Annotated in this window: 15 protein-coding genes and 1 pseudogene; 8 read left to right on the top strand and 8 right to left on the bottom strand. The window is 60.4% G+C overall.

The features are described from left to right. Positions 1-12: 12 nt before the first annotated feature. The 3 genes from deoC to xapA form a co-directional block, all read right to left on the bottom strand. Positions 13-972, bottom strand: coding sequence for a deoxyribose-phosphate aldolase (deoC, locus tag V3C40_RS12660; RefSeq protein ID WP_034754550.1), 960 nt, complete (start codon positions 970-972; stop codon positions 13-15). Next, positions 969-2,162, bottom strand: coding sequence for a phosphopentomutase (locus V3C40_RS12665; RefSeq protein ID WP_131374317.1), 1,194 nt, complete (start codon positions 2,160-2,162; stop codon positions 969-971). The genes deoC and V3C40_RS12665 overlap by 4 nt, the downstream gene beginning before the upstream one ends. A gap of 120 nt (positions 2,163-2,282) precedes the next feature. Continuing rightward, a complete protein-coding gene (gene xapA / locus V3C40_RS12670; protein WP_058050228.1) occupies positions 2,283-3,122 on the bottom strand; it encodes a xanthosine phosphorylase in 840 nt (279 codons plus the stop codon). Positions 3,123-3,488: 366 nt separating this feature from the next. Between xapA and V3C40_RS12675 the strand changes: the two genes are divergently transcribed. From V3C40_RS12675 to V3C40_RS12705, 7 genes are all read left to right on the top strand, one after another. Further along, positions 3,489-4,646 carry a carbohydrate kinase gene (locus tag V3C40_RS12675; RefSeq protein ID WP_331777600.1) on the top strand — a complete coding sequence of 386 codons (1,158 nt, stop codon included), beginning with the start codon at positions 3,489-3,491 and terminating at the stop codon, positions 4,644-4,646. Between the two features lies 1 nt (position 4,647). Beyond that, positions 4,648-5,577, top strand: coding sequence for a pseudouridine-5'-phosphate glycosidase (locus V3C40_RS12680; RefSeq protein WP_331777601.1), 930 nt, complete (start codon positions 4,648-4,650; stop codon positions 5,575-5,577). Between the two features lie 84 nt (positions 5,578-5,661). Then, positions 5,662-6,564: a LysR family transcriptional regulator gene (locus V3C40_RS12685; protein ID WP_034754538.1), complete on the top strand. Its 903-nt coding sequence runs from the start codon at positions 5,662-5,664 to the stop codon at positions 6,562-6,564. A 503-nt stretch (positions 6,565-7,067) separates the two neighbouring features. Further along, complete coding sequence (locus V3C40_RS12690; RefSeq protein ID WP_034754523.1) at positions 7,068-8,063, top strand: BMP family lipoprotein; 996 nt, start codon at positions 7,068-7,070, stop codon at positions 8,061-8,063. 81 nt (positions 8,064-8,144) lie between these two features. After that, on the top strand, positions 8,145-9,674 hold the full coding sequence (locus V3C40_RS12695; protein ID WP_331777602.1) for an ABC transporter ATP-binding protein: 1,530 nt from the start codon (positions 8,145-8,147) through the stop codon (positions 9,672-9,674). Further along, the gene (locus V3C40_RS12700; protein WP_046685488.1) at positions 9,671-10,750 is read left to right on the top strand and encodes an ABC transporter permease; all 1,080 of its coding nucleotides are present in this window, start codon (positions 9,671-9,673) and stop codon (positions 10,748-10,750) included. Before V3C40_RS12695 ends, V3C40_RS12700 begins: the two co-directional genes overlap by 4 nt. A gap of 4 nt (positions 10,751-10,754) precedes the next feature. Continuing rightward, a complete protein-coding gene (locus V3C40_RS12705) occupies positions 10,755-11,726 on the top strand; it encodes an ABC transporter permease (RefSeq protein ID WP_034754516.1) in 972 nt (323 codons plus the stop codon). 420 nt (positions 11,727-12,146) lie between these two features. Here V3C40_RS12705 and V3C40_RS12710 read toward each other — a convergent pair. Continuing rightward, positions 12,147-12,731: pseudogene (locus tag V3C40_RS12710) on the bottom strand (NUDIX domain-containing protein); the annotation flags it as partial. 75 nt (positions 12,732-12,806) lie between these two features. Between V3C40_RS12710 and V3C40_RS12715 the strand changes: the two are divergent. Further along, a complete protein-coding gene (locus V3C40_RS12715) occupies positions 12,807-13,571 on the top strand; it encodes a DeoR/GlpR family DNA-binding transcription regulator (RefSeq protein WP_331777603.1) in 765 nt (254 codons plus the stop codon). A 36-nt stretch (positions 13,572-13,607) separates the two neighbouring features. On the opposite strand, the gene V3C40_RS12720 is transcribed toward V3C40_RS12715, so the two are convergent. The 4 genes from V3C40_RS12720 to V3C40_RS12735 all read right to left on the bottom strand — a co-directional run bounded on the left by V3C40_RS12720 (position 13,608) and on the right by V3C40_RS12735 (position 21,225). Next, the gene (locus tag V3C40_RS12720; RefSeq protein WP_331777604.1) at positions 13,608-14,678 is read right to left on the bottom strand and encodes a S1/P1 nuclease; all 1,071 of its coding nucleotides are present in this window, start codon (positions 14,676-14,678) and stop codon (positions 13,608-13,610) included. Positions 14,679-14,686: 8 nt separating this feature from the next. Beyond that, the gene (locus tag V3C40_RS12725) at positions 14,687-15,916 is read right to left on the bottom strand and encodes a phospholipase D-like domain-containing protein (RefSeq protein ID WP_331777605.1); all 1,230 of its coding nucleotides are present in this window, start codon (positions 15,914-15,916) and stop codon (positions 14,687-14,689) included. Between the two features lie 19 nt (positions 15,917-15,935). Further along, positions 15,936-17,633: a bifunctional metallophosphatase/5'-nucleotidase gene (locus V3C40_RS12730; protein WP_331777606.1), complete on the bottom strand. Its 1,698-nt coding sequence runs from the start codon at positions 17,631-17,633 to the stop codon at positions 15,936-15,938. A gap of 157 nt (positions 17,634-17,790) precedes the next feature. Continuing rightward, the gene (locus tag V3C40_RS12735) at positions 17,791-21,225 is read right to left on the bottom strand and encodes a TonB-dependent receptor (protein ID WP_331777607.1); all 3,435 of its coding nucleotides are present in this window, start codon (positions 21,223-21,225) and stop codon (positions 17,791-17,793) included. Positions 21,226-21,378: the final 153 nt, after the last annotated feature.

The raw sequence follows: 21,378 nt of genomic DNA on the forward strand, positions 1-21,378 counted from the left end.
GACGATTGTTCTTTAAGGTTGTGCGTGACGATGATTGGCCGAGTAGCTGCCGGTGACGTAGTGCTCGAGCTGGCGCTCGATGTCGGTCAGCAGGCTGGAAGCGCCGATGCGGAACAGGTGCGGCTGCAGCCATTCGTTGCCCAGCTCTTCCTTCATCAGGGTCAGGTATTGCAGCGCGCTCTTGGCCGAGCTGACGCCGCCGGCCGGCTTGAAGCCCACCTGGAAGCCCGTCTGCTCGTGGTATTCGCGGATCGTGCGCACCATCGTCAGGGCCACGGGAATGGTGGCGTTCACGCCCTCTTTACCGGTGGAAGTCTTGATGAAATCGGCGCCGGCCATCATGCAGACCCACGATGCCTTGGCCACGTTTTCCATGGTCAGCAAGTCGCCCGTGGCGAGAATCGCCTTCACGTGCGCTTCGCCGCACGCCTTGCGGTAAGCGAGCATTTCGTCGTACAGCACTTGCCAGTTGCCATTCAGGACGTGCTGGCGCGTGATGACGATATCGATCTCGGAAGCGCCGGCGGCGACCGACAGCTCGATCTCGCGCAGCTTCGTTTCCATGCTCGTCAGGCCGGCCGGGAAACCCGTCGATACGGCGGCGATGGGCAAGCGGCCCTGGATGACTTTCACGGCCGGCTGGATCATCTCGTGGTACACGCACACGGCGCCGGTGCTCAAGTCAGTCAGGCCCAGTGCCTCCATCAGGTCGGCGCGCAGCGGGCGCATGGCCTTCATGCACAGGCGTTCGACTCTGCCCGGCGTATCGTCGCCGCCCAGGGTGGTCAGGTCGATCATCTGGATGGCTTTCACCAGCCAGGCGGCCTGGTATTCCTTTTTCACGGTACGGCGGTTTGCCAGGCTGGCCGCGCGGCGGTCTGTCGCGGCGCGGTTGACGCGGATCTGGTTGATCCAGCCCAGGTCGAGGCCAACGGCCTCGTTACGCTTGAATTCGGGATGCATGAGTGTCATAACAAGCTGGTTCCATTAGCAAGTGGTGGTACGCCAAGGTGTTTGGCGAGGGTTTGGCCAATATCGGAGAAGGTCTCGGAAATGCCCAGTGCGCGCGGGGCGACGCCGGGGCCGAAGAAGATCATCGGTATGTGTTCGCGGGTGTGGTCGGAGCCATGCCAGGTGGGGTCACAGCCATGGTCGGCGGTGATCACGACCAGGTCGCCCTCCTTGAGCTTGGCCATGAATTCCGGCAGGCGCGCATCCATTTCGCGCAACGCGTCGGCATAGCCCTCGACGTTGCGGCGGTGGCCGAACGCCTGGTCGAAATCGACGAAGTTCACGAAGGTGAGCGACTTGTCCTGCACTTCATCGGCCGTCTTCAACAGCGCTTCGAACAGCGCCATGTTGTCGACGCCCTTGACGACTCTGGAGATGCCCTGGGTAGCGAAAATGTCGCTGATCTTGCCCAGGCCGACGACTTCGCCGCCCGCATTCTTGACGTGGTCGAGCAGGGTCGGCGCGGGTGGTGCGACGGCGTAGTCGTGACGGTTGGACGTGCGCGTGTAGTTGCCATTGCTGCCCGTGAACGGACGGGCAATGACGCGGCCGATGTTGTACGGCTCGACCAGCTTGAAGGCCATTTCGCACACTGCGTACAGGCGCTCGAGGCCGAACGATTCTTCGTGCGCGGCGATCTGCATCACCGAGTCGCCCGACGTATAGATAATCAGCTTGCCGGTGGCGACGTGCTCGTCGCCATGCTTGTTGATGATGTCCGTGCCCGAGGCATGGCAGTCGCCGAGGAAGCCCGGCACGCCGGACATGGCCTTGAGCTTGTCGGTCAGGTCGGCCGGGAACGACGGCGTCGTGCGGGGGAAATATCCCCAGTCGAATTCGACGGGCACGCCGGCGATTTCCCAGTGGCCGCTCTGCGTGTCCTTGCCGGTGGAGCGCTCGCGCGCCGCGCCGTAGGCACCGGTAAAGCCGTCGCGCTGGTCGAAGCCCGTGGCCCATTCGCCGCTGGCCAGGTGCGCCGCGGCGCCCAGTCCCAGGCGTTCCATGTTCGGGAGTTTCAAGGTCTTGCCGCTTTTGGCGACAGTGCTGGCAATGTGGCCAAAGGTATTGGCACCTGCGTCGCCATACTTGGCGGCGTCTGGCGTCGCGCCAAGGCCGAAAGAATCAAGCAGGAGGATAAATGCGCGTGACATGATAAGGCTCGCTTTATGGAGTGATGCGAAGATGATGCGAACAGTGTAGGCCGGATTTTCCCGGCCTGCCGCGCGGCAGCGCCGCTAAGTGGCGCGCCGCTACTGCGTCAAGAAAAGTGCTTAGGCTTGCGGTTTGGCGGCCACGGTGGCCAGGAAAGCCAGGATCAGCTTGACCAGGTCTTTCGCGCCGATGGCCGCGTACTTCAGGGTTTGTTCGTGCGACAGGGCGAATGGCGACATGCCTTCGGCCAGGTTGGTGATAACGGACACACCCACCACTTTCAGGTCGCAATGACGGGCCGACACCACTTCCGGCACCACGGACATGCCGACCGTGTCGGCGCCCAGACGGGCCATCATGCGGATTTCAGCGGCCGTCTCGAAGTTCGGGCCAGGGTAGGCGACGAACACGCCTTCGTGCAGGGTGATGCCGTTCGCGGCAGCCGTGTCCTTGACCAGATTGCGCAGATCCGCATCGTAGGCGTTGGCCATGCTGAAGAAGCGCGGGCCGAAGCGGTCGTCGTTCGGGCCGACCATCGGCGTGCCTGGCAGCAGGTTGATATGGTCGCTGATGGCCACCAGGCTGCCGGCGTCCACTTCAGGGCGCAGGGAACCGGCGGCGTTGGTGACGAACAGCATTTCGCAGCCCAGCAGTTTCAGGGTGCGGATGGCGCTCGTCATCACGCCCATGCCATAGCCTTCGTAGAAGTGGCCACGGCCCTTCATGCAGACGACGGCGACGCCCGACAGGGTGCCGATCACCAGTTCGCCGGCATGGCCGTGCACGGTGCTGATCGGGAAGCCCGGCAATTCGTCAAAGCTGATGCTGACGGCGTCCGTCATCTGCTCGGCCAACACACCCAGGCCGGAGCCGAGGATCATCGCCACGCGCGGCTTGAAATTTTCAGGAGCGCGGGCACGGATGATTTCGGCGGCGTGGAAAGGGGTGTTGTTCGACATGGTTATCCTCTGATTGACTAATGGTGATTGGTTGCTGCCTGCGCGGCGGTATAGGCAAAATATCGCGCCCAGGTATCGGGTATGTATGGTGTTACAGGTATATCGAAATGCGTATTGCCTCTATTTGCCGCCACTATGCATCAAACGGAATATGTATGGCAAATACCATTTTTCTTGCCCATTTATACAATTCAAATATAAATGGCCGACATTATAGTCGAGGCTAGCCTCAGCCTGCCATCCCTGGAAAATGCATGCATACAAGCTCCATACGAAGGTTTTTCATGCACGCTTGACACGAGCTTGACACCGATCGGACAAATGTTTACAGTTTCAGACAAATGTTTAAACCCCAGCGAAAACCCTGTGACCGATACCAATAAAAAAGACCAGTTGTACACGCTGATCCGCAACAACCCCTTCATCTCGCAGCAAGACCTGGCGAGCGAACTAGGCTTGTCGCGCTCGGCCGTCGCCGGCCACATCGCCGGATTGATCCGCGAGCGCCGCCTGCTGGGACGCGCCTATGTGCTGCCCGACAGCCGTCCCGTGCTGTGCATCGGCGCCGCCAACCTCGACCGCAAGATGCGCACCTTGGCGACCCTGCAGATGGGCACCTCGAATCCCGTGCGTTCGGAAGAAGTGTTTGGCGGCGTAGGCCGCAACATCGCGGAAAACCTGGCCCGCTTGTCGATCCCCGTCGCCCTGCTGACGGCGCTGGGCGACGATGCGGCCGGCCACGCCCTGCAGACGCACGCGGAAGACGCGGGCATCGACATGCGCGGCAGCTTGCATCTAAGCAATACCAGCAGCGGCACCTACACGGCCGTGCTCGACGAACATGGCGAAATGCTGCTGGCGATGGCCAACATGCAACTGTATGAACAGCTGACGCCCGCCTTTTTGCATAGCCGCCAGCCGCAGCGCGCCGCCGCCGCCCTCACCGTCTGCGACCTGAACCTGGGCCACGACAGCGTGCAGGCCCTGCTGGCCGATGCCCGCCAGGATGGGGCTCACGCGACGCCGCTCGTCATCGTCGCCGTCTCGCAGCCGAAGATGGCGCACTTGCCGCAAGACCTGTCGGGCTTGCACTTGCTGATCCTCAACCGTGGTGAACTGGAAACGCGCGTGGCGCGGGCCTTGCCCACGGCAACCGATCTGCGCGCCGCCTGCCGCGAAGTGCAGCGCCAGGGCGCGCGCCAGGTGATCGTCACCTGCGGCGGCGAAGGCGTGTACTTCACGGATGGCGACAGCCTGGACGCCCCCATCGTCCACCTGGCCGCGCGCGAAGTGGACGCCGTCGATGTGACGGGCGCCGGCGACGCGTTTTCCGCCGCCGTCTGCTGGTCGCTATACCACGACAGCAGCGATTTGAAACTGGCCTGCCGGCGCGGCCTGAAGCTGGCCGCCATGACCCTGGAATCGGCCGCCACCGTCTCGCCCCAGATTTCCGCTGGCGCACTCGACAACATTGACGACGCCGATCTGGCGCCGCCCCCACCTACCCTCTTTCAACAGGACTGACATGACCCAATTACAGAATTTCCTCTTGTTCTCGCAAGAAGTGCTCGACGCGCGCGCCGCCGGCAAGGCCATCGTGGCGCTGGAATCGACCATCATTTCGCACGGCATGCCGTATCCGCAAAACGTGGAAATGGCGCGCGAAGTGGAACAGATCATCCGTGACGGCGGCGCCGTGCCGGCCACCATCGCCATCATCGGCGGCAAAATCTGCGTGGGCCTGTCGCCCGAGCAGCTGGAATTGCTGGGCACCTCGCCCGACGCCATGAAGGTCAGCCGCCGCGACTTGCCGTTCGTCCTGTCGCAAGGCAAGCTGGGCGCCACCACCGTGGCCGCCACCATGATCTGCGCGGAACTGGCCGGTATTGCCGTGTTCGTCACGGGCGGCATCGGCGGCGTGCACCGCGGCGCGGAAACGAGCTTCGATATTTCCGCCGACTTGCAGGAACTGGCACAAACGTCGGTGGCCGTCGTCTGCGCGGGCGTCAAATCCATCCTCGACATCGGCCTGACCCTGGAATACCTGGAAACGCATGGCGTGCCCGTCATCAGCGTGGGCCAGGAAGGTTTTCCTGCCTTCTTCACGCGCGAAAGCGGCTTCAAGGCCGATTTCCGCCTCGATACGGCCGCCGAACAAGCCGCGTTCATCGGCACCAAGTGGCAGCTGGGCTTGACAGGCGGCGTGGTCGTCAGCAACCCCGTGCCGGCCGCGCAAGCGATGCCCAAGGAAGAGATCGATGCCATCACCGCGCAAGCGCTGCAGGAAGCGGACGCGGGCGGTGTGAAAGGCAAGCAAGTCACGCCATTCCTGCTCTCGCGCATCAAGCAGCTGACGGATGGCCGCAGCCTGGCGACGAATATCGCCCTCGTCAAGCACAATGCGCAAGTCGGCACGGCACTGGCCATTGCCATGCAGGCGGTCGTGGCACGATAATAGGACTGCTGTAAAGAAAGCGCGCGCACCTTCACGGGTCTGCGCGCCGTTCCATCGCCTAGCAACACGCAACGCAAGGAAAGCATGTCCATCGATCTGAAACAGTTAAAGTATTTTCTTGCCGTTGCCGAGGAGAAAAGCTTCAGCCGCGCCGCCGAGCGCCTGCATATCTCGCAGCCGCCCCTGAGCCAGCAGATCATGAAACTGGAAAGCGAACTGGGCGTACGCCTGTTTGCCCGTACCACGCGCACCTTCGAGCTGACCGTGGCGGGCAAGGCGCTGATGAACGAAGCAGCCGACCTGCTGGCCAAGATGCGCATGACCATCGACACCATCCGCCAGATCGACCGCGGCGAAGTGGGCCGCTTACGCGTGGGCATCGTCGGCTCGGCCATGTGGGGCCCTATCCCCAGTTTGCTGGAAGAATTCCAGACCAAATTTCCCCGCGTCACCTGGACCATCCATGAATTCGGTCCCACGGTGCAATACGAAGCCTTGCGCGCCAAGCAGATCGACGTGGGCTTCTGGCGCGAACCCAAGCTCAACGACGACGACTTGCGTCACGATAATCTGCGCCAGGAACTGTGCTTCCGCGAAAACGTCTGCGTGGCCGTCAATGAACACCATCCGCTGGCGAAAAACACGTCCATCGAACTGATCGACATCGCCGAAGAGCCGATGCTGACCCTGAACCTCGACAAATCCGCGTTTCCCCGCTACCTGGTGCAATGCTGCATCAACGCCGGTTTCGAACCCGTGATTTTCCAGGAAGCGAGCGAACCGCAAACCCTGCTGGCCATGGTGGGCGCGGGCCTGGGCGTGACCCTGGTGCCGGAAACGACAAGCCGCATCGGCTGGCCCGGCGTCGTGTTTCTGCCGATCAAGACGAATCCCCCGTCGGCGAATCTGTACATCAGCTACACGACACTCGACGACGCTCCCGTCGTGCGGGCCTTCCTGAATATCCTCAATCCCCCGGCTGCCTGAGAACGCGAACAAAACCTACTGCGCGTCGCGATTTGCGGCCTCCGATGCTCACTGTGCATTCGCACAGCTCCGCTTCTCGACCACAACTCACTGCCGCTCGCTACGGTTTTGTTATGCGTTCTTAAAACCTATTTATATGCAGTGCATATAAATACATAAACAAAAACGTATTTGTCATACATATCTGGCATGATGCATAGTGATTCGGACGCCCATCGCGGCGCCGGTTCCGTGCTTGCCCTGCCCGTCATCTGACGGCGCATCCCAGCCCGCTCCGGCAGCCCCATTCGATGTTGTACCTATAAAAGAGACGGGGCGCGACTGTTGCATGAGCATCACACTGACGACATGAAAGCACACGAGGTCAGCAATGATCTTGTGCAATACAGTGCAATGTTGATAAGGAATTATCACCTCGTGCATCAAAAACAGGCTAAATCGGCCCCAAATTATATGTTTCACCTATAAAAAATATACAATATCGATCTTCCAGGAGCCAATTCATGAAACTTACACAATTTAGTTTGACGATCGCAGCCGTATTTCTGACTGCTCAAGCGTCCGCGGCTACCCCAAAACTGGGTGTCGTGTATGACGCGGGCGGCAAGTTCGACAAGTCGTTCAACCAATCCGCTTTCGAAGGCGCATCGCGCTTCAAAAAAGACACGGGCATTTCCTTCATCGAAGTACAGGCATCGAGCGATACGCAAGCCGAGCAAGTCATGCGCGGCCTGGCCCGCAAGAAACTCGACATGATCGCCGCCATCGGCTTTGCGCAAACGCAAGCCGTGCAAAAGGTCGCCAAGGAATTCCCGAACGTGAAATTCGTGCTGATCGACGGCCAGGCCGCCGGCAGCAACGTCAATTCCGTTGTCTTCAAGGAAGAAGAAGGCTCCTACCTGGTGGGCGTGGCGGCGGCCATGGCCAGCAAGAGCAAGAAAGTCGGCTTCATCGGCGGCATCGATATTCCCCTGATCCGCAACTTCGCCTGCGGCTACGCGCAAGGCGCGAAGGCCGTCAATCCGAAGATGGAAATCACGCAAAACATGGTCGGCACCACGTCCGGCGCCTGGAATGACCCGGCCAAGGGCGGCGAACTGGCCCGCTCGCAATTCGAGCGCGGCGTCGATGTCGTCTTCGCCGTCGCTGGCGGCAGCGGCATGGGCACCCTGCAAATGGCCAAGGAAAAAGGCAAGCTGGCCATCGGCGTCGATTCGAACCAGAATCATCTGTATCCAGGCAGCATCCTGACCTCGATGGTCAAGCGCGTCGACAACACGGTCTACGACAGCTTCATGCAAGTCAAGAACGGCACCTGGAAGGGCGGCGTCAGCTATAAAGGCTTGAAAGAAGGCGGCGTGGATTGGGCGCTCGACGCAAACAACCGCAAGCTGATTACGCCGGAAATCGAAAAGCGCGTGTTGGGTGCGCGTAAGGACATTATCGATGGCAAGATCAAAGTGATCGATTACCGCGTCGGCAGCAGCTGCCCGGTTTAATTTTTCTCCGTATCTTTTAGCGCGCCGCCGGGGCCAGTCTCCGCGCGGCGCGTTTCCATGAAACTATCCAGTTATGAACCTATGCAGCCAGCAGTAGAATTTCGCAGCATTTCCAAGCATTTTGGACATGTGAAGGCGAACGCCGACGTCAGCTTCTCCATCGCCAAGGGCAGTATCCATGGCCTGGTGGGGGAAAATGGCGCCGGCAAATCGACCTTGATGAGCATCCTGTACGGGTATTACCGTGCCGACGGCGGGGAAATCCTGCTAGACGGGAAAGTACAGCCTATCCGCAACAGCCAGGAAGCGATCAATCTCGGCATCGGCATGGTGCACCAGCACTTCATGCTGGTCGAGAACTTCACCGTCCTCGACAATATCATGCTGGGCACGGAAGGCGGTTTTCGCCTGGCCAGCCACCGCACGGAAGCGGAAGCGAAATTGCGCGAAATTTGCGCGCGCTACCGCCTCGACGTCGACCCGCTGGCGAAGATCGAGGACTTGTCCGTCGGCGCGCAGCAGCGCGTGGAAATCCTCAAGCAGATTTACCGCAGCGCCAATATCCTGATTCTCGATGAGCCGACGGCCGTGCTGACGGCCCAGGAAACGGCCTCGCTGTTTGAAATCCTGCGCCTGTTCAAGGAGCAGGGCAAGACCATCATCCTGATCACGCACAAGCTGCAAGAGATCCTGGAAATCACCGACAACGTCACCGTCATGCGCGGCGGCACGGTGGTGGGCGCCGTGGCGACCGCCGACACCTCGAAAGAGGAACTGGCCAACATGATGGTCGGCCGCCCCATCCAGAGCCACTTGCCCCGTGCACCGTACAATCCGGGCGCCACGGTGCTGGAAGTGGACGGCTTGCAATTGGCCGACGATCAGCAAGTCAAATTGCTGGCCGACATAGGTTTCAACTTGCGCGCCGGCGAAATCGTCGCCATCGCGGGCGTGTCGGGCAATGGCCAGAGCGAGTTGCTGGAAATTCTGTCCGGCATGCGCTTGCCGACGTCGGGCAAGCTGCGTTTTCTCGACAAGGACTTGCCGTTTGCCAAGCGCCACGATGCCGACGGCTTGCCGCTGGCCTTCCGCGACCTGGGCATCGCCCACATTCCGGAAGACCGCTTGCGCGACGGCGTGGTAAAGAATTTCTCCGTCATGCAAAACACCATCCTCGGTTACCAGGACCACCTGAAAAACCGCTGGGGCCTGTTCAACTTCAAGGCCATCGGCGCGCGTTGCGCGGAACTGCTGAAGACGTTCGACGTGCGTCCGGCCAATCCGGACCTGCGCATCGGCTTGCTGTCGGGCGGTAACCAGCAAAAGGTGGTGATCGCGCGCGAAGTGCTGGCCAAGCCGAAACTGATGCTGGTGGGCCAGCCCACGCGCGGCGTCGACATCGGCACCATCGAAAGCATCCATACGCAATTGCTGGCCCTGCGCGACGCAGGCGTGGCGATCCTGCTGGTGTCCGTCGAACTGGAAGAAGTGCGGGCGCTGGCCGACCGCATCCTCGTCATGTGCGGCGGACGCATCACCGGCGAACTGAAAATTGAAGAATTCGATACCACCCGCATCGGTCTGTTGATGGGGGGAATGCATAAATCATGAATAACGACTTGCCACGCTGGGCGACAGCCTTTGTCATGCCCATGTTAAACCTGCTGTCGGCCTTGCTGGTCGCAGCCCTGGTCATTTATATGCTGGGCGAAGACCCGGCCGAATCGCTGTCCATCCTCGTCCACAGCGCCATCCTCAATCCGGAAGGCTTGAGCTACACCCTGTTCTACGCCAGCACCTTCATTTTCACGGGCCTGTCGGTCTCCGTGGCAATGCAGGCCGGGCTGTTCAATATCGGTTCCGAAGGCCAGATGTATATCGGCGGCCTGGGCTTGACGGTGGCCATGCTGGCCTTCGACCAGACCCTGCCCGCCTGGCTATTGATACCGGCGGCCATGATCGGCGCGGCCCTGTTCGGCGCGCTGTGGGGTTTCCTGCCCGGCTACCTGCAAGCCAAGCGCGGCAGCCACATCGTGGTGACCACCATCATGTTCAACTTCATCGCCGCCAGCCTGATGAACTTCATTATCGTGAAGTATCTGATTCCGCCGGGCGAGCAGAACACGGCCAGCCGCGTGTTCGCGGAAAGCGGCGAAATGCCGCGCCTCTCCACCTGGTTCCCATCCTTGGGCGACACGCCGCTGAACATCAGTTTTCTTTTGGCGATCGCCGCACTGGTGATTTACGGCGTGATGGTGTGGCGCTCGTCGTGGGGCTTCAAGCTGCGCGCCACGGGCTTGAACAAGCATGCGGCCCACTATGCGGGCGTGTCGATCAGCAAGATGATCATCATCGTCATGCTGATCTCGGGCGCGCTGGCGGGCCTCGGTTCCGTCAATTCCATCATGGGTTCGACGCATTATCTGTCGCTGAACTTCGTTGGCGGCGCCGGTTTCATCGGCATCGCCATCGCCCTGATGGGCCGCCAGCATCCGGTCGGCATCTTCCTGTCGGCCGTGCTGTTCGGCGCGCTGATCCAGGGTGGCTTCGACCTGTCGCTGGAAAAACCGAATATCCCGACCGAAACCTTCATTTTCATCCAGGGCTTGATCATCCTGTTCTGCGGCGCCATGGAAAACTTCTACGCACCGGCCATTTCCGCCCTGCTCAAGCGCACCAAAGGCTAACACCATGACACTCGACGACTTTCAATTCGCCAGCATCCTGGTATCGACCGTGCGCAATGCGCCCGTCCTGATTTTTGCCGCCATGGCCGGCCTGTTCGCCGAACGCAGCGGCATGATCGACATCGGCCTGGAAGGCAAGATCCTGGCCAGCGCGTTTGCTTCCGCCGCCGTAGCCTACACGACGCAAAACCCGTATTACGGCATGGCCGCCGGCATGCTCGTCTGCGTCGCCCTGGCCCTGCTGCAGGCCTACGTCAGCATCACGCAAAAGGGCAACCAGCTGGTGGCCGGCATGGCGATCAACATCGCCATGAGCGGACTGACGTTCGTGCTGGCGCAATTCTTCTTCCAGCAAGGCGGCCGCACGCCCGACCTCGGTTCGGCGCGCCTGTTCGACGTCGTCTTGCCGGGCACGCAATACGTGGAGCACATCCCGTTCATCGGCTGGGTCTACGCCCACTTGATCGGCGGCCATTCCATCCTCGTCTACGTGGCGTTCCTGCTGATCCCGCTCGTGCACTGGCTGCTGTACCACACACGCTTCGGCCTGCGCCTGCGCGCCTGCGGCGAAAACCCGCATGCGGCCGACTCGGCCGGCGTGAGCGTGGAAGCGACGCGCTACCTGGCCATGCTGGTGGCCGGCATCCTGTGCTCGTTCTCGGGTGCGTATCTTGCCATCGTGCAAAGCGGCTTCTTCCTGCGCGACATGTCGGCCGGCGCCGGCTACCTGGCCCTCACGGCCATGGTGTTCGGCAACTGGCGTCCCGTCTACACCTTCCTCGGCTGCCTGATGTTCGGCTTCTTCGCCGCCATCCAGATCCAGATCGAAGGCGTGGACTTGCCGGTCGTTGGCCGCATCCCGGGTTCCTTGATCCAGATGGTGCCGTACGTCGTCACCGTGATCGTGCTGGCGGGCTTGATGGCGAAATCCATCGCACCAAAAGCAATTGGTATCCCGTTCGTCAAATCGCGCTAAGTTTCAGCCTGCGCCAACGAAAAGCGAAGCCCGCGGGCTTCGCTTTTTTTATGCCTGGGCAATCTCGTCCAGCGAGAAAAACACGGCCAGTCCCAGGCTGCGCGCCACCGCCACCATCTGGTCGGCGCCCTGGGACGCCCCGCCGAGGCGCAGCACGGCATCGCAATGGCTGAGCAAGCGTGTCGCATGCGCGTGGAACAGCTGCTCATACACGGCGTCGCCCACTTGGCTTGAACCGGCCAGCGCCAGCATGGGCAAGGCCAGCCATTCACCGAGCACGGGCATGTGGCCCTTGGCGTACAGCGGCAGACAGACGGCTTCCATGGCTTCCACATTCGCCGCCATCCGGGCGGGATCGTCGCCCGTGCCGGAGCGATACGGGCCGGCAACGAGTATCTGCATGCCTTGTTTGACCGACATCAGTTGCAGCTGCGCATGCTGCAGCAGCATGATGGTCTTGCCGTCGCAGATTCGGCCGTCCGCCACCATCTGCAGCGCTTGCGCCAAGGGCAGTTCCAGAACTTCAATATCTTCGCCTTCGTGCGCCAGGCCGCCGCCGTCACCGATGCGGCTGGCGGGGTCGTATTCGGCGACAAAGAAATGCAGGCGTTCCGTCACGGAGCCGGGACTCATGAAGGCCTGGAATATCTTATGCACCTGCCCCACCCGGTAACCGGTTTCCTCTTCCACCTCGGCGCGGATGCGCTGTTCCGCGCTGGCCTCCTCCAGCAAGCCGGCCGCTGATTCGATCAGGAAACCATCGTGGCCTTCGCGGTAGGTCGGAAAGCGGAACTGGCGGATCAGGATCACCGTGCGCTTGACTTCGTTGTAAAGCAGGATGGTGGCGCCATCGCCGCGGTCATAGGTTTCCCGCGTCTGCGTCTGCCACTGGCCATCGTGGCGCAGATAGTCGAACGTGGTCTTTTGCAGCAGATACCAGTCGTGCGACAGGGTTTGCACGCCCTGGATACGGACCCGTTCCTGCTTGCTATTTTCTTCGCGCATAGTGTCTCCTTGTGCTTGCACGGATCGACTTTATCATGCAAACTCGTGCAATATCAAGAAAATACAAGAAAAATCATGCTTACACATCAACGCAAACAATACCTGCTGGACTTGCTCCAGCGCGAAGGACAGATCGTCGCCAAGGCCGTCAGCGATAGCCTGGGCTTGTCGGAAGACACGATACGGCGCGACCTGCGCGAGCTGGCGAAGGAAGGGCTATTGGAGCGCGTGCACGGCGGCGCCCTGCCCTTGTTGCCAAGTTCGCCCGCGCTGGCGTCGTTTGCGGCCCGCGAACAGATTTCGCCGGAAGCCAAGCCTGCCATCGGCCGCGCGGCGGGCGCCATGATACAAACGGGACAAGTGGTGTTTCTCGACGGCGGCACGACCGCCGTGCAACTGGCGCGCCAGCTGCCGCGCGACTTGCGCGCCACCATCGTCACGCACAGTCCGTCGGTTGCCGTCGAACTGGTGAATCATCCATCGATTGAGGTGCTGATGCTGGGCGGGCGCCTGTACAAGCACTCGATCGTGGGCGTCGGCGCAGCTACCGTGGAAGCCATCGGCCGCATCCGCGCCGACCTGTACTTCATGGGCGTGTCCAGCCTGCATCCGCAAGCGGGCATCACCACCGGGGATTATGAAGAAGCGTGCGTGAAGCGTGCCTTGAGCGACGCGTCTGCCCGCACCGTCGTGCTGGCCTCGCCGGAAAAATTCAATACGGCTTCGCCGTTTCAAATTGCACCCTTGAGTCAGGTCAACGATATCATCGTGCACCGCGACGTGGCAGACGCCCTGGTCGCGCCCTACCGCGAGATGGGAATCGCCATCACCCTGGCATGAAAAAAGCGGCCAGCAGGCCGCTTTCGAATGACGTCTTTACTGCGGCCAGATCGCCTGCAGCACGGCCGCCAGGTGATAGCCGCTCTCGATCAGCTGCTGCTTGGCCAGCGCCGAGCTGGGCACGGGATAATTGTCCGGCACCGTCAAGCTCCAGACGTTGTAGACCTCGCCCTTGCGGCTGGTCTGCTGCGTGGCCGGGCCAGCCACCACATCCGTGAAAGCCATCTTCGACGCCGCCAGCGAGGCATCGGCCCATTGATACGGCCAGGTGGCAGGGTCGCCGGTGTTGCTGCTCACTTGTGGCGCGCTGGCGATCACGGAGCGCGCAAACTGCTGCGGCGTGCGCGTGCTCAGGCGGCGCATGGCGTAATCGACCACGGTCGTGTCCCAATACGAATGCAGGGGCTTGGTGGGCGACTTCGGATAGCTGCTTGCCGTCTTGGCCGCGCCATCGTCGGCCGGCAGCGGCGCAGGGATCACGGCATCGGACAGCGCCGTCATCTTCGCATCGTCGAGCAGCAAGTCATTGCCCCCACGCGCATTGAAAATGGTGACGTCGTCGATCTGCTCCTGCGTGGCGGGCGCGAAAAACTGACCATCCTTGCCAACAAAAGCATTACCCACATGCAAAGGCTGGTGGATATCGCCGACCAAATGCGTGATCAGGATCAAGGCTTCGCGCTGGCTGAAGCCGTGCGGATTGCTGGCCGCATCAGCCTTGCCTTGCAACACCAGGATCGCCTGCTTGAGCGTCTGCACGATATCGTCATCGGCCGTGCCCACGCCATGGTCGTGATAGTGCGCGTTCTGGAAAGGCACGTTCGTGTAGTGGTATTCGCCATGCTTGGGGTTAGCCGCTACATAGGTCAGCATTTCCGGCGATTGCGGACCGCAATACGTGCCTTTCACGCAATCGGGCCAGTTGGCAATCTTTTCCAGGCTTTCGCCCGGCAACAGCAACTTGGCCACTTGCGCCTGGGCCGCGCTACCCTTGAGCAATTGATCGGCGATGGCGCCCACAGCGCGGTGGCCGTCGTTGCCCCAGGCCAGCACATTACCGGAAGCAAAAGCGGCGCCCAGCGCCAGCACACTCAGCAGTTTTTGCATGTTCACCATTACTCCTTGCCTTGCGGCGTGGCCTTGGCCGGCTTCGGATACTGCTTGTTGATGTCGATCGGCTGCGCATACGCCGAGCTCCACGTCTGCTCATGCAGCGCGGCAATGCGTTGCGCCATCTGTTCATTGCGCAGCACCACTTCCAGGTTGCGCGACAAGTCGAAATAGCCGCCCGCCCAGTTGCTGGTGCCGACCCAGGCCAGCTTGCCGTCGATGGTCATGGTCTTGCTATGGATCACGCGTGCGAACGGGATGAAACCGGTCGACGCCGCAGGAATCGTCACGATGCGGATGTCCACGTTCGGCACGAGGGCCAGACTTTTCAGGTAGGCGATGGCCGGCGCTTCCGTATTCCAGCTTGACACCATCAGCTTGATCTTCACGCCGCGCTGCGCAGCCGCGCGCACGGCGTTGTCGATCACGGCGTAGTACGGCCGCGTGCGGTTCGGGCCGTAGGATAGCGGCGCGTAATCGAGCAGCTGGATGCGCACTTCGCTTTGCGCTTGCGCCAGCAAGGCGGGCAAGCCCGTTTCCGAGTCGCCCACGCCGGCCGGATTGTAGGCGTTCGGGCTGGCCAGCAGGAAAGCGTTCTGCGCGTAGTTGGCGGGCACCACCTTGCTGTTGAGCACCGTGGCGCGGCTGCCTTGCGACGTCAATGCCTGGGCTTGCCAATCCTGTTCGAAGATGGCTTGCACCTGGCTCACCATGGCGGGTTCCGTGATTTTCAAGCCCGTTTCATGGATATGCTCGAACGAACGCCAGTCGAAATTCTGGCTGCCGATGTACGCCACCTGGCCATCGACGGCCAGGTATTTTGCATGCACGATGCCGTTGCCCGTGATTTTATTGAAGTCGATCAGGCGCAAGTCCAGGTTCGGAATCGCCTTGATCTGCGCGATGGTGGCCGCTTCCGACAAGCCCACGCCCTTCTGGTCCAGCAGGAAGCGGATTTTTATACCGCGCTGACCGGCGGCCGTCAGGCTGGCCAGCACCTTTTCAAAGGCCGTGCCCGGTTTGCTGACGGCGTAGAACTGGGCGATGACGATTTCTTTTTTTGCCGAATCGAACAACTCGGTCCAGACGGCTACGGGCTCGCGCAGGTCGGGATTCGTCAAGCTCGTTTCCACGGGCGACGTGTGCACGAGCTCAAAGCCGGGAATGGTGAAGTCCGCGTGGGCCGTGCCCGCGAACAGACTGGAAATAACGACAGAAACAAATAAGCGACGCATGGTTTTTTCCTGGTAAAGATTATTTGACGCGCACGATGCGGCCGGCCGCCGTGGCACTGCCAGCGGGCTTGCCGGCGCGCGCGCGGGCGGTCAGGTAATTGCTGAAGGCGTCGATGTCGCGCACGCCCGTGTCGAGCCGGCGCGTGCCGGCCGCCAGCACAGTAAAGCGGTCGCCGCCGCCGGCCAGGAAACTGTTGGCGGCGACACGGTATTGTTGATTGTCCTCAATAGGAATGCCATTGAGCATGATGCTGCCCGGCAGCACACGCTGGCCTTGCGGCTGCGTGCTGTCCCAGCGGTAGCTAAACCCTTCGGACACTTGCAGCAGGTTGCCCTCTTCCGCTTCGGCACCCGGCCATTGCTGCTCGAGCAAGGTGCGGATTTGCGCGCCAGACAGGCTGACGACGATCAAGGTATTGCCGAACGGTACAACTGCCTGGTTCTGGCCCACGTTCGTCATCAGATCGGCGCCCGCTTCCAGGTCCTTGCGGATGCCACCATTGTTCATCAGGCCGATTTGCGCCCCAGCAGCGCGTGCGCCGAACAGGGTACTGTCGGCCACCAGGTCGCCCAGCGCGGAAGCGCCGCTGCCCTTGGTGCTGCGGCCCACGTTCGGTACGGCGATGGCGGCCACAGGGCGAGACAATTCAGCCTCACTGCGCTGCTTGACCGATGCTAGGTAGGCTGCCACGGCCGGGTCCGGCTCATACATGCCTGGCAACATGACAACGTTTTGCGCGCTGGCATCGATCAGCGCATTCTTGACGGGATCGACCTTGAGTTTGATGCGCGTCAGCATATGCCCGCCCATCTGCGCCTGCGTCACCAGCCGGCCATCGACACGGCACAGGTAACCCTGGTGCGAATGGCCGCTGATGACCATTTGAATGGCCGGGTCGAGGCGTTTCACCACGTCGACCACTTCGCCTTTCAAATGGCTGCAATCAGGCTGGTCGACGGCTTCGCTCGTCTCGCCGCCCTGGTGCAGCAGCACGACGAACACCTCCACGCCCTGCGCGCGCAGTTGCGGCAAGGTGGCGTTGATGGCATCCGCCTCATCGCCGAACTGCAGGCCGGCAATGCCGGCGGCCGTTACCACGGACGGCGTATCTTTCAGCACGGCGCCGATCAAGCCCACCTTGACGCCATGCGCCTCTTCGATCCGGTAGGCGGGCAGCAGGGACTTGCCCGTCTGCGTGTCGATCACATTGGCCGCCATATAGGTATAGCTGGCGCCCTTGAAGTCGGGCGTGAACTTGCAGGCCTTGTCGGCGCGCGACGACTCGCAGCCGCCGCGCTGCTGGCGCAGCAATTCCGCCTTGCCCTGGTCAAATTCGTGGTTACCGACGGAACTGGCCCTCATGCCCAGCATGTTCATGGCGACGATGCTCGGTTCATCCGCCCACAGCGCCGACATGGCGGGGCTGGCGCCGACCAGGTCGCCATTGCCGACGAAAATCAGCTGCGCATCTTCGCGCCGCCACGCCGTCAGGGCGCCGGACAAGGTATCGATGCCGCCGGCCTGCACCGTCTTGCGCTCGGCATCGGCGGCACTCGTATAGGTGAATTTGCTACGGTCGAGGTTGCCGTGAAAATCGTTCAGGGCGACCAGGTGGATATCGACGGACGTCGCGGAAGGCGCGGTAGGTGCGGCACAGGCGGCCAGCAGCAAGGTCAGGGCCGCTGCGGCGGCGAGTGGTGTCAGATGATGTTTCATGGTCCCCACATGGTTATCAGTATTCAAAAAGACTATCTCATCCGGGGGGACGCCGTGCGCCGCAAGCCCATCAGAGTATGACAAGAAAGCACAACATAAAACGAAAAAACGGCCGGTGTCGCCACCAGCCGTTTGCAACTTCAGTCAGACGCCGAGATTAGAACTCGTACTTGACCGTAGCCTGGATCGCCCATTGGGATTCACCCTTTTGTTGACGCACGGTGTAGTCCTCTACCTTGTCACGCACTTGGTAGATATAACGGCCTTGAGCATCGAGGCCGGCAAAATCAACAAAGCTGCGGGTTTGACCACCAGCCGAGCGGAAAGCCATTTCATTGATACGGCCCCACTTGCGGTTGATCATGTTGCCCACGTTGAAGAAGTCCATCGTGAACACGCCTTTGTTGCCTTTGAAGAAGCCTGGGACTTCCTGGCTGACACGCATGTCGAAGCTGTTGGTCCAAGGCGAGAAGCTGTCGTTACGCTTCACCACGCCGCCTTTCGAACTGCGCAGGTCGCCATTGGCATTGACCAAGGACCAGAAACGGTCTTCGTTAGCGTGGTTGGTTGCCGTATCGCCACGGAATACCACTTCGCCCGAACCTGGTTTCGATGGGATGTACATCAAGTCGTTGCCGCTGACGCCGTCACCGTTCAAGTCATTGCTGTAGGTCCAGCTGTATGGCTTACCCTTGCGACCTTCATAGAACAGGCCGAAGCTGGTTTTGTAGTTGTCGAAGAAGCGCTTCTGGAAGTTCAACACAGCATTGAAGCGGTCTTTCACCAGGTAGCCGGAATTGGCGGCGACGTTTTCATTCGGATTGAAAATCGAACGGGCGTTGAAGTTCGACGTCGATACCGACGAGGTCAGCGGCGACACTTCCGTTGCATCTGTATAGGTGTAGGCAACCGACCAGCCAAAGCCTTTGGTCATCGGCTGGCTGACCGACAGGGTCACCAGATTGCCTGCACCTTTATCCGTTTTCTGCGCAACCATGACGTTGTTGAACGCAGGGTTCTTGAGTGCCTTGGCGAAGGAACCCGAGCAACCCGCATTGGTCGACGACAAGCCACCGGTTGAAGTCCAGCAATTCGTATTGTAGGCAGTATTCGAGTAATACAGCTCACGGCCATCGGTACCGGTACGCGTCGCTGCACCCAGGTTCAGATGCTCGTAGTAAATGGCATCCTTGTTTTGCGTACGCAGATATTCCGCGCCGAAAACCAGACCCATCCATGGCAGCTCATGTTCGAACGCCAGGTTGCCCTTCCAGATCGATGGCTGGCGCAGGTTAGGCGACAGGAAGTCGACGTTGGCTGCAGGTGCGGCATCAGCGAAGTTCGTCGGCTGAGCGTTCGGATCAGGATTGAACAAGCCACCTACCGATGGGCAAGCCTTGAAGCCACTGGTGCCGCAACCAACGATACGGGTTGCCACGCCAGGATTAGCGAACGGGTTCGACATCCATACCGTGGCCGCCGCGCCCTGGAACAGGCCGAAACCACCGCGCAATTGGGTTGGACGGGCACTGTCGAACTTGTAGTTGAAGCCCACGCGTGGCTGCCACAGTGTCTGTCCATCGATGGTTTGCGTATTGTTCAGACCAAAACCACCGCTTTGTACCTTGCCGGTCTGCGGGTTGCCAGCAACCATAGGTGCCGCCGCGGCAGCGTTATACAGCGGGCGGTCGCTGATGGCGGCCTTGTCGACACGCACGCCATACTGCACGGTCAACTGTTTGTTGACGGTCCATACGTCTTGGGCGAAGAAGCCATAGTTTTTCAGGCTGAAATCAGCAATGGCGTTTTCCAAGGAACCGCCTGCCAATGGTACTTGCACCTGGTAAGAGCTCGGGCGTCCGGTACGGAAATTTTCCAGTACGGCTTGTTCCTGAAGAGCGGCTGAACTGTTGCAATTGAAAGTAGTGCTGCCGTCCGCGTTTGGTTTGACAAACGAGTATCCGACATTATTGATACAGCCGAAGGTGTAGTTGCCATTGATGTTCTGCAGGAACGCATTGTAGACATCGTTCTTGCTGAAGTCGCCGCCGAACTTGACTTCATGATCGCCCAGGGCCCAGTTCGCGCCCAGGTAGGCATCCTTGGTCTTGGTGCGCAAGACGTTAAACTGATACGACTGATCGGTACCGAAGTTCAGGAAACGGTCGTTGGTCGACACGCCTGCAGGCGATCCCGCCGGCAAGGCACCCGTAAACTTGAGCGACATGGTTGGCAGGGTGGAATTGTTCTTCGGCAGACTTTCATAGTCGCGCGACGATACTTTGAATTCCGTCGAGAAATTTGGCGTCCAGTCGGCAAACCACTGGCCGACGATGGTTTCGATCGACTTTTCCTGCGAACGCCAAGCCGAGTTCAAGGCGATACCGCTTGACGTTACGCCGGTAAACATCGGCTCGGACTGATCGGTTTTGGAATAGCGAACCATCGCGCGATGGTTGTCGTTGATGTTCCAGTCCAGTTTCAGCAAGACATCATCAACCGTCAACTTCGTACCGGCAGGCACGGTGGTGGTGCCGACTGGCAAGTTGTACTTTTCTTTGGCAATCGTCTGTAAACCCGCAATAGCGGATTCGGTAACGCCGACGTTCGTCATCGAGCTGCCCAGCGGACCAAAGTTTGGTGCCGTGCGGGTACTTTCCAGCTTTTCTTTGTTTGCAAAGAAGAACAGCTTGTCTTGGATCAGCGGGCCGCCAACGGAAATGCCCTTGGTCGTTTCGCGGAATGGTGCTGGTGCGTAATAGCTGTCTTTGACGTTGTCGTAACGGTCACCCGCCATACTGTCATTACGGAACACGTAATAGACACTGCCCTTGACATCATTGGTACCGGACTTGGTCACGGCGTTGATGTTGGCGCCCGTGTAGCCTTTTTGCGTCACGTCGTAGTTGGCGACGTTCACTTGCACGGACTGGATCGCATCGATCGAGATCGGCTGCTTGGCCGTCGGGCTGCCGTTCGATTCCAGGCCGAAGGTGTCGTTCACGGCCACGCCATCGATGGTCATCGAGTTATAGCGCGAGTTTTGACCGGCAACGGACAATTCGCCGCGCTCTTTGTCCGTTTGCGAAACACGCGGATCGGAACGGGCGTAATCTTGCAGATTGCGCTGGATCGACGCTTGCATGGCCAGTTCATTGGGGCCGATGTTGGTGCCGGCGCCCATATTGCTGCGGTTAAAGATCTGTGCGCGTGCGCCCGTGCCCGTGACGTTCACGGTTTGCATCTGTGCGCCCAGGGTGGCGTCCACATTGGCCGTTTCAGCCAATTGCACGTACACGCCTTCGCGTTTTTCCACTTCACCATTCTTGGTGATGGTGATGGTGTATGGACCGCCGGCACGCAGGCCGCGCGCGACGTAACGGCCTTCCGCATCGGTCGTTACATTGCTGACGGAACCCGACTCGGTGTGCACGATGGTAACGGTGGCACCAGCTGCCGGCTTGCCGTCATTGGCCGAGATACGGCCGCCGATGGAAGACGTAGTGTTCTGTGCGAACGATGGTGCCGCCGCCAGTGCAATAGACAGGCTTAACGCGATTTGCGTCAGCCGAAGTCGCTTGTGATTGATCATCTTTAACCCCAGAAAAGACTATTATTTTTTGAAAATCCTGGATTGCCCCACTGTCCGGCTGCGCCGCACAGCAACACAAACACAATATTTCCTCTTTACGATGCTGCAACTGTTACGCCGGCGGGACTGGCTGCGGTCCTGACAAGACCATCA

The sequence above is a fragment of the Janthinobacterium sp. LS2A genome (assembly GCF_036543145.1).
In the GTDB taxonomy this organism is placed as follows: domain Bacteria; phylum Pseudomonadota; class Gammaproteobacteria; order Burkholderiales; family Burkholderiaceae_D; genus Janthinobacterium; species Janthinobacterium aestuarii.

What these genes read in the sequence shown, in the direction of transcription:
- deoC (WP_034754550.1), bottom strand. Translation starts at nt 972, where the DNA reads ATGACACTCATGCATCCCGAATTCAAGCGTAACGAGGCCGTTGGCCTC.
- V3C40_RS12665 (WP_131374317.1), bottom strand. Translation starts at nt 2,162, where the DNA reads ATGTCACGCGCATTTATCCTCCTGCTTGATTCTTTCGGCCTTGGCGCG.
- xapA (WP_058050228.1), bottom strand. Translation starts at nt 3,122, where the DNA reads ATGTCGAACAACACCCCTTTCCACGCCGCCGAAATCATCCGTGCCCGC.
- V3C40_RS12680 (WP_331777601.1), top strand. Translation starts at nt 4,648, where the DNA reads ATGACCCAATTACAGAATTTCCTCTTGTTCTCGCAAGAAGTGCTCGAC.
- V3C40_RS12685 (WP_034754538.1), top strand. Translation starts at nt 5,662, where the DNA reads ATGTCCATCGATCTGAAACAGTTAAAGTATTTTCTTGCCGTTGCCGAG.
- V3C40_RS12690 (WP_034754523.1), top strand. Translation starts at nt 7,068, where the DNA reads ATGAAACTTACACAATTTAGTTTGACGATCGCAGCCGTATTTCTGACT.
- V3C40_RS12695 (WP_331777602.1), top strand. Translation starts at nt 8,145, where the DNA reads ATGCAGCCAGCAGTAGAATTTCGCAGCATTTCCAAGCATTTTGGACAT.
- V3C40_RS12700 (WP_046685488.1), top strand. Translation starts at nt 9,671, where the DNA reads ATGAATAACGACTTGCCACGCTGGGCGACAGCCTTTGTCATGCCCATG.
- V3C40_RS12705 (WP_034754516.1), top strand. Translation starts at nt 10,755, where the DNA reads ATGACACTCGACGACTTTCAATTCGCCAGCATCCTGGTATCGACCGTG.
- V3C40_RS12715 (WP_331777603.1), top strand. Translation starts at nt 12,807, where the DNA reads ATGCTTACACATCAACGCAAACAATACCTGCTGGACTTGCTCCAGCGC.
- V3C40_RS12720 (WP_331777604.1), bottom strand. Translation starts at nt 14,678, where the DNA reads ATGCAAAAACTGCTGAGTGTGCTGGCGCTGGGCGCCGCTTTTGCTTCC.
- V3C40_RS12725 (WP_331777605.1), bottom strand. Translation starts at nt 15,916, where the DNA reads ATGCGTCGCTTATTTGTTTCTGTCGTTATTTCCAGTCTGTTCGCGGGC.
- V3C40_RS12730 (WP_331777606.1), bottom strand. Translation starts at nt 17,633, where the DNA reads ATGAAACATCATCTGACACCACTCGCCGCCGCAGCGGCCCTGACCTTG.
- V3C40_RS12735 (WP_331777607.1), bottom strand. Translation starts at nt 21,225, where the DNA reads ATGATCAATCACAAGCGACTTCGGCTGACGCAAATCGCGTTAAGCCTG.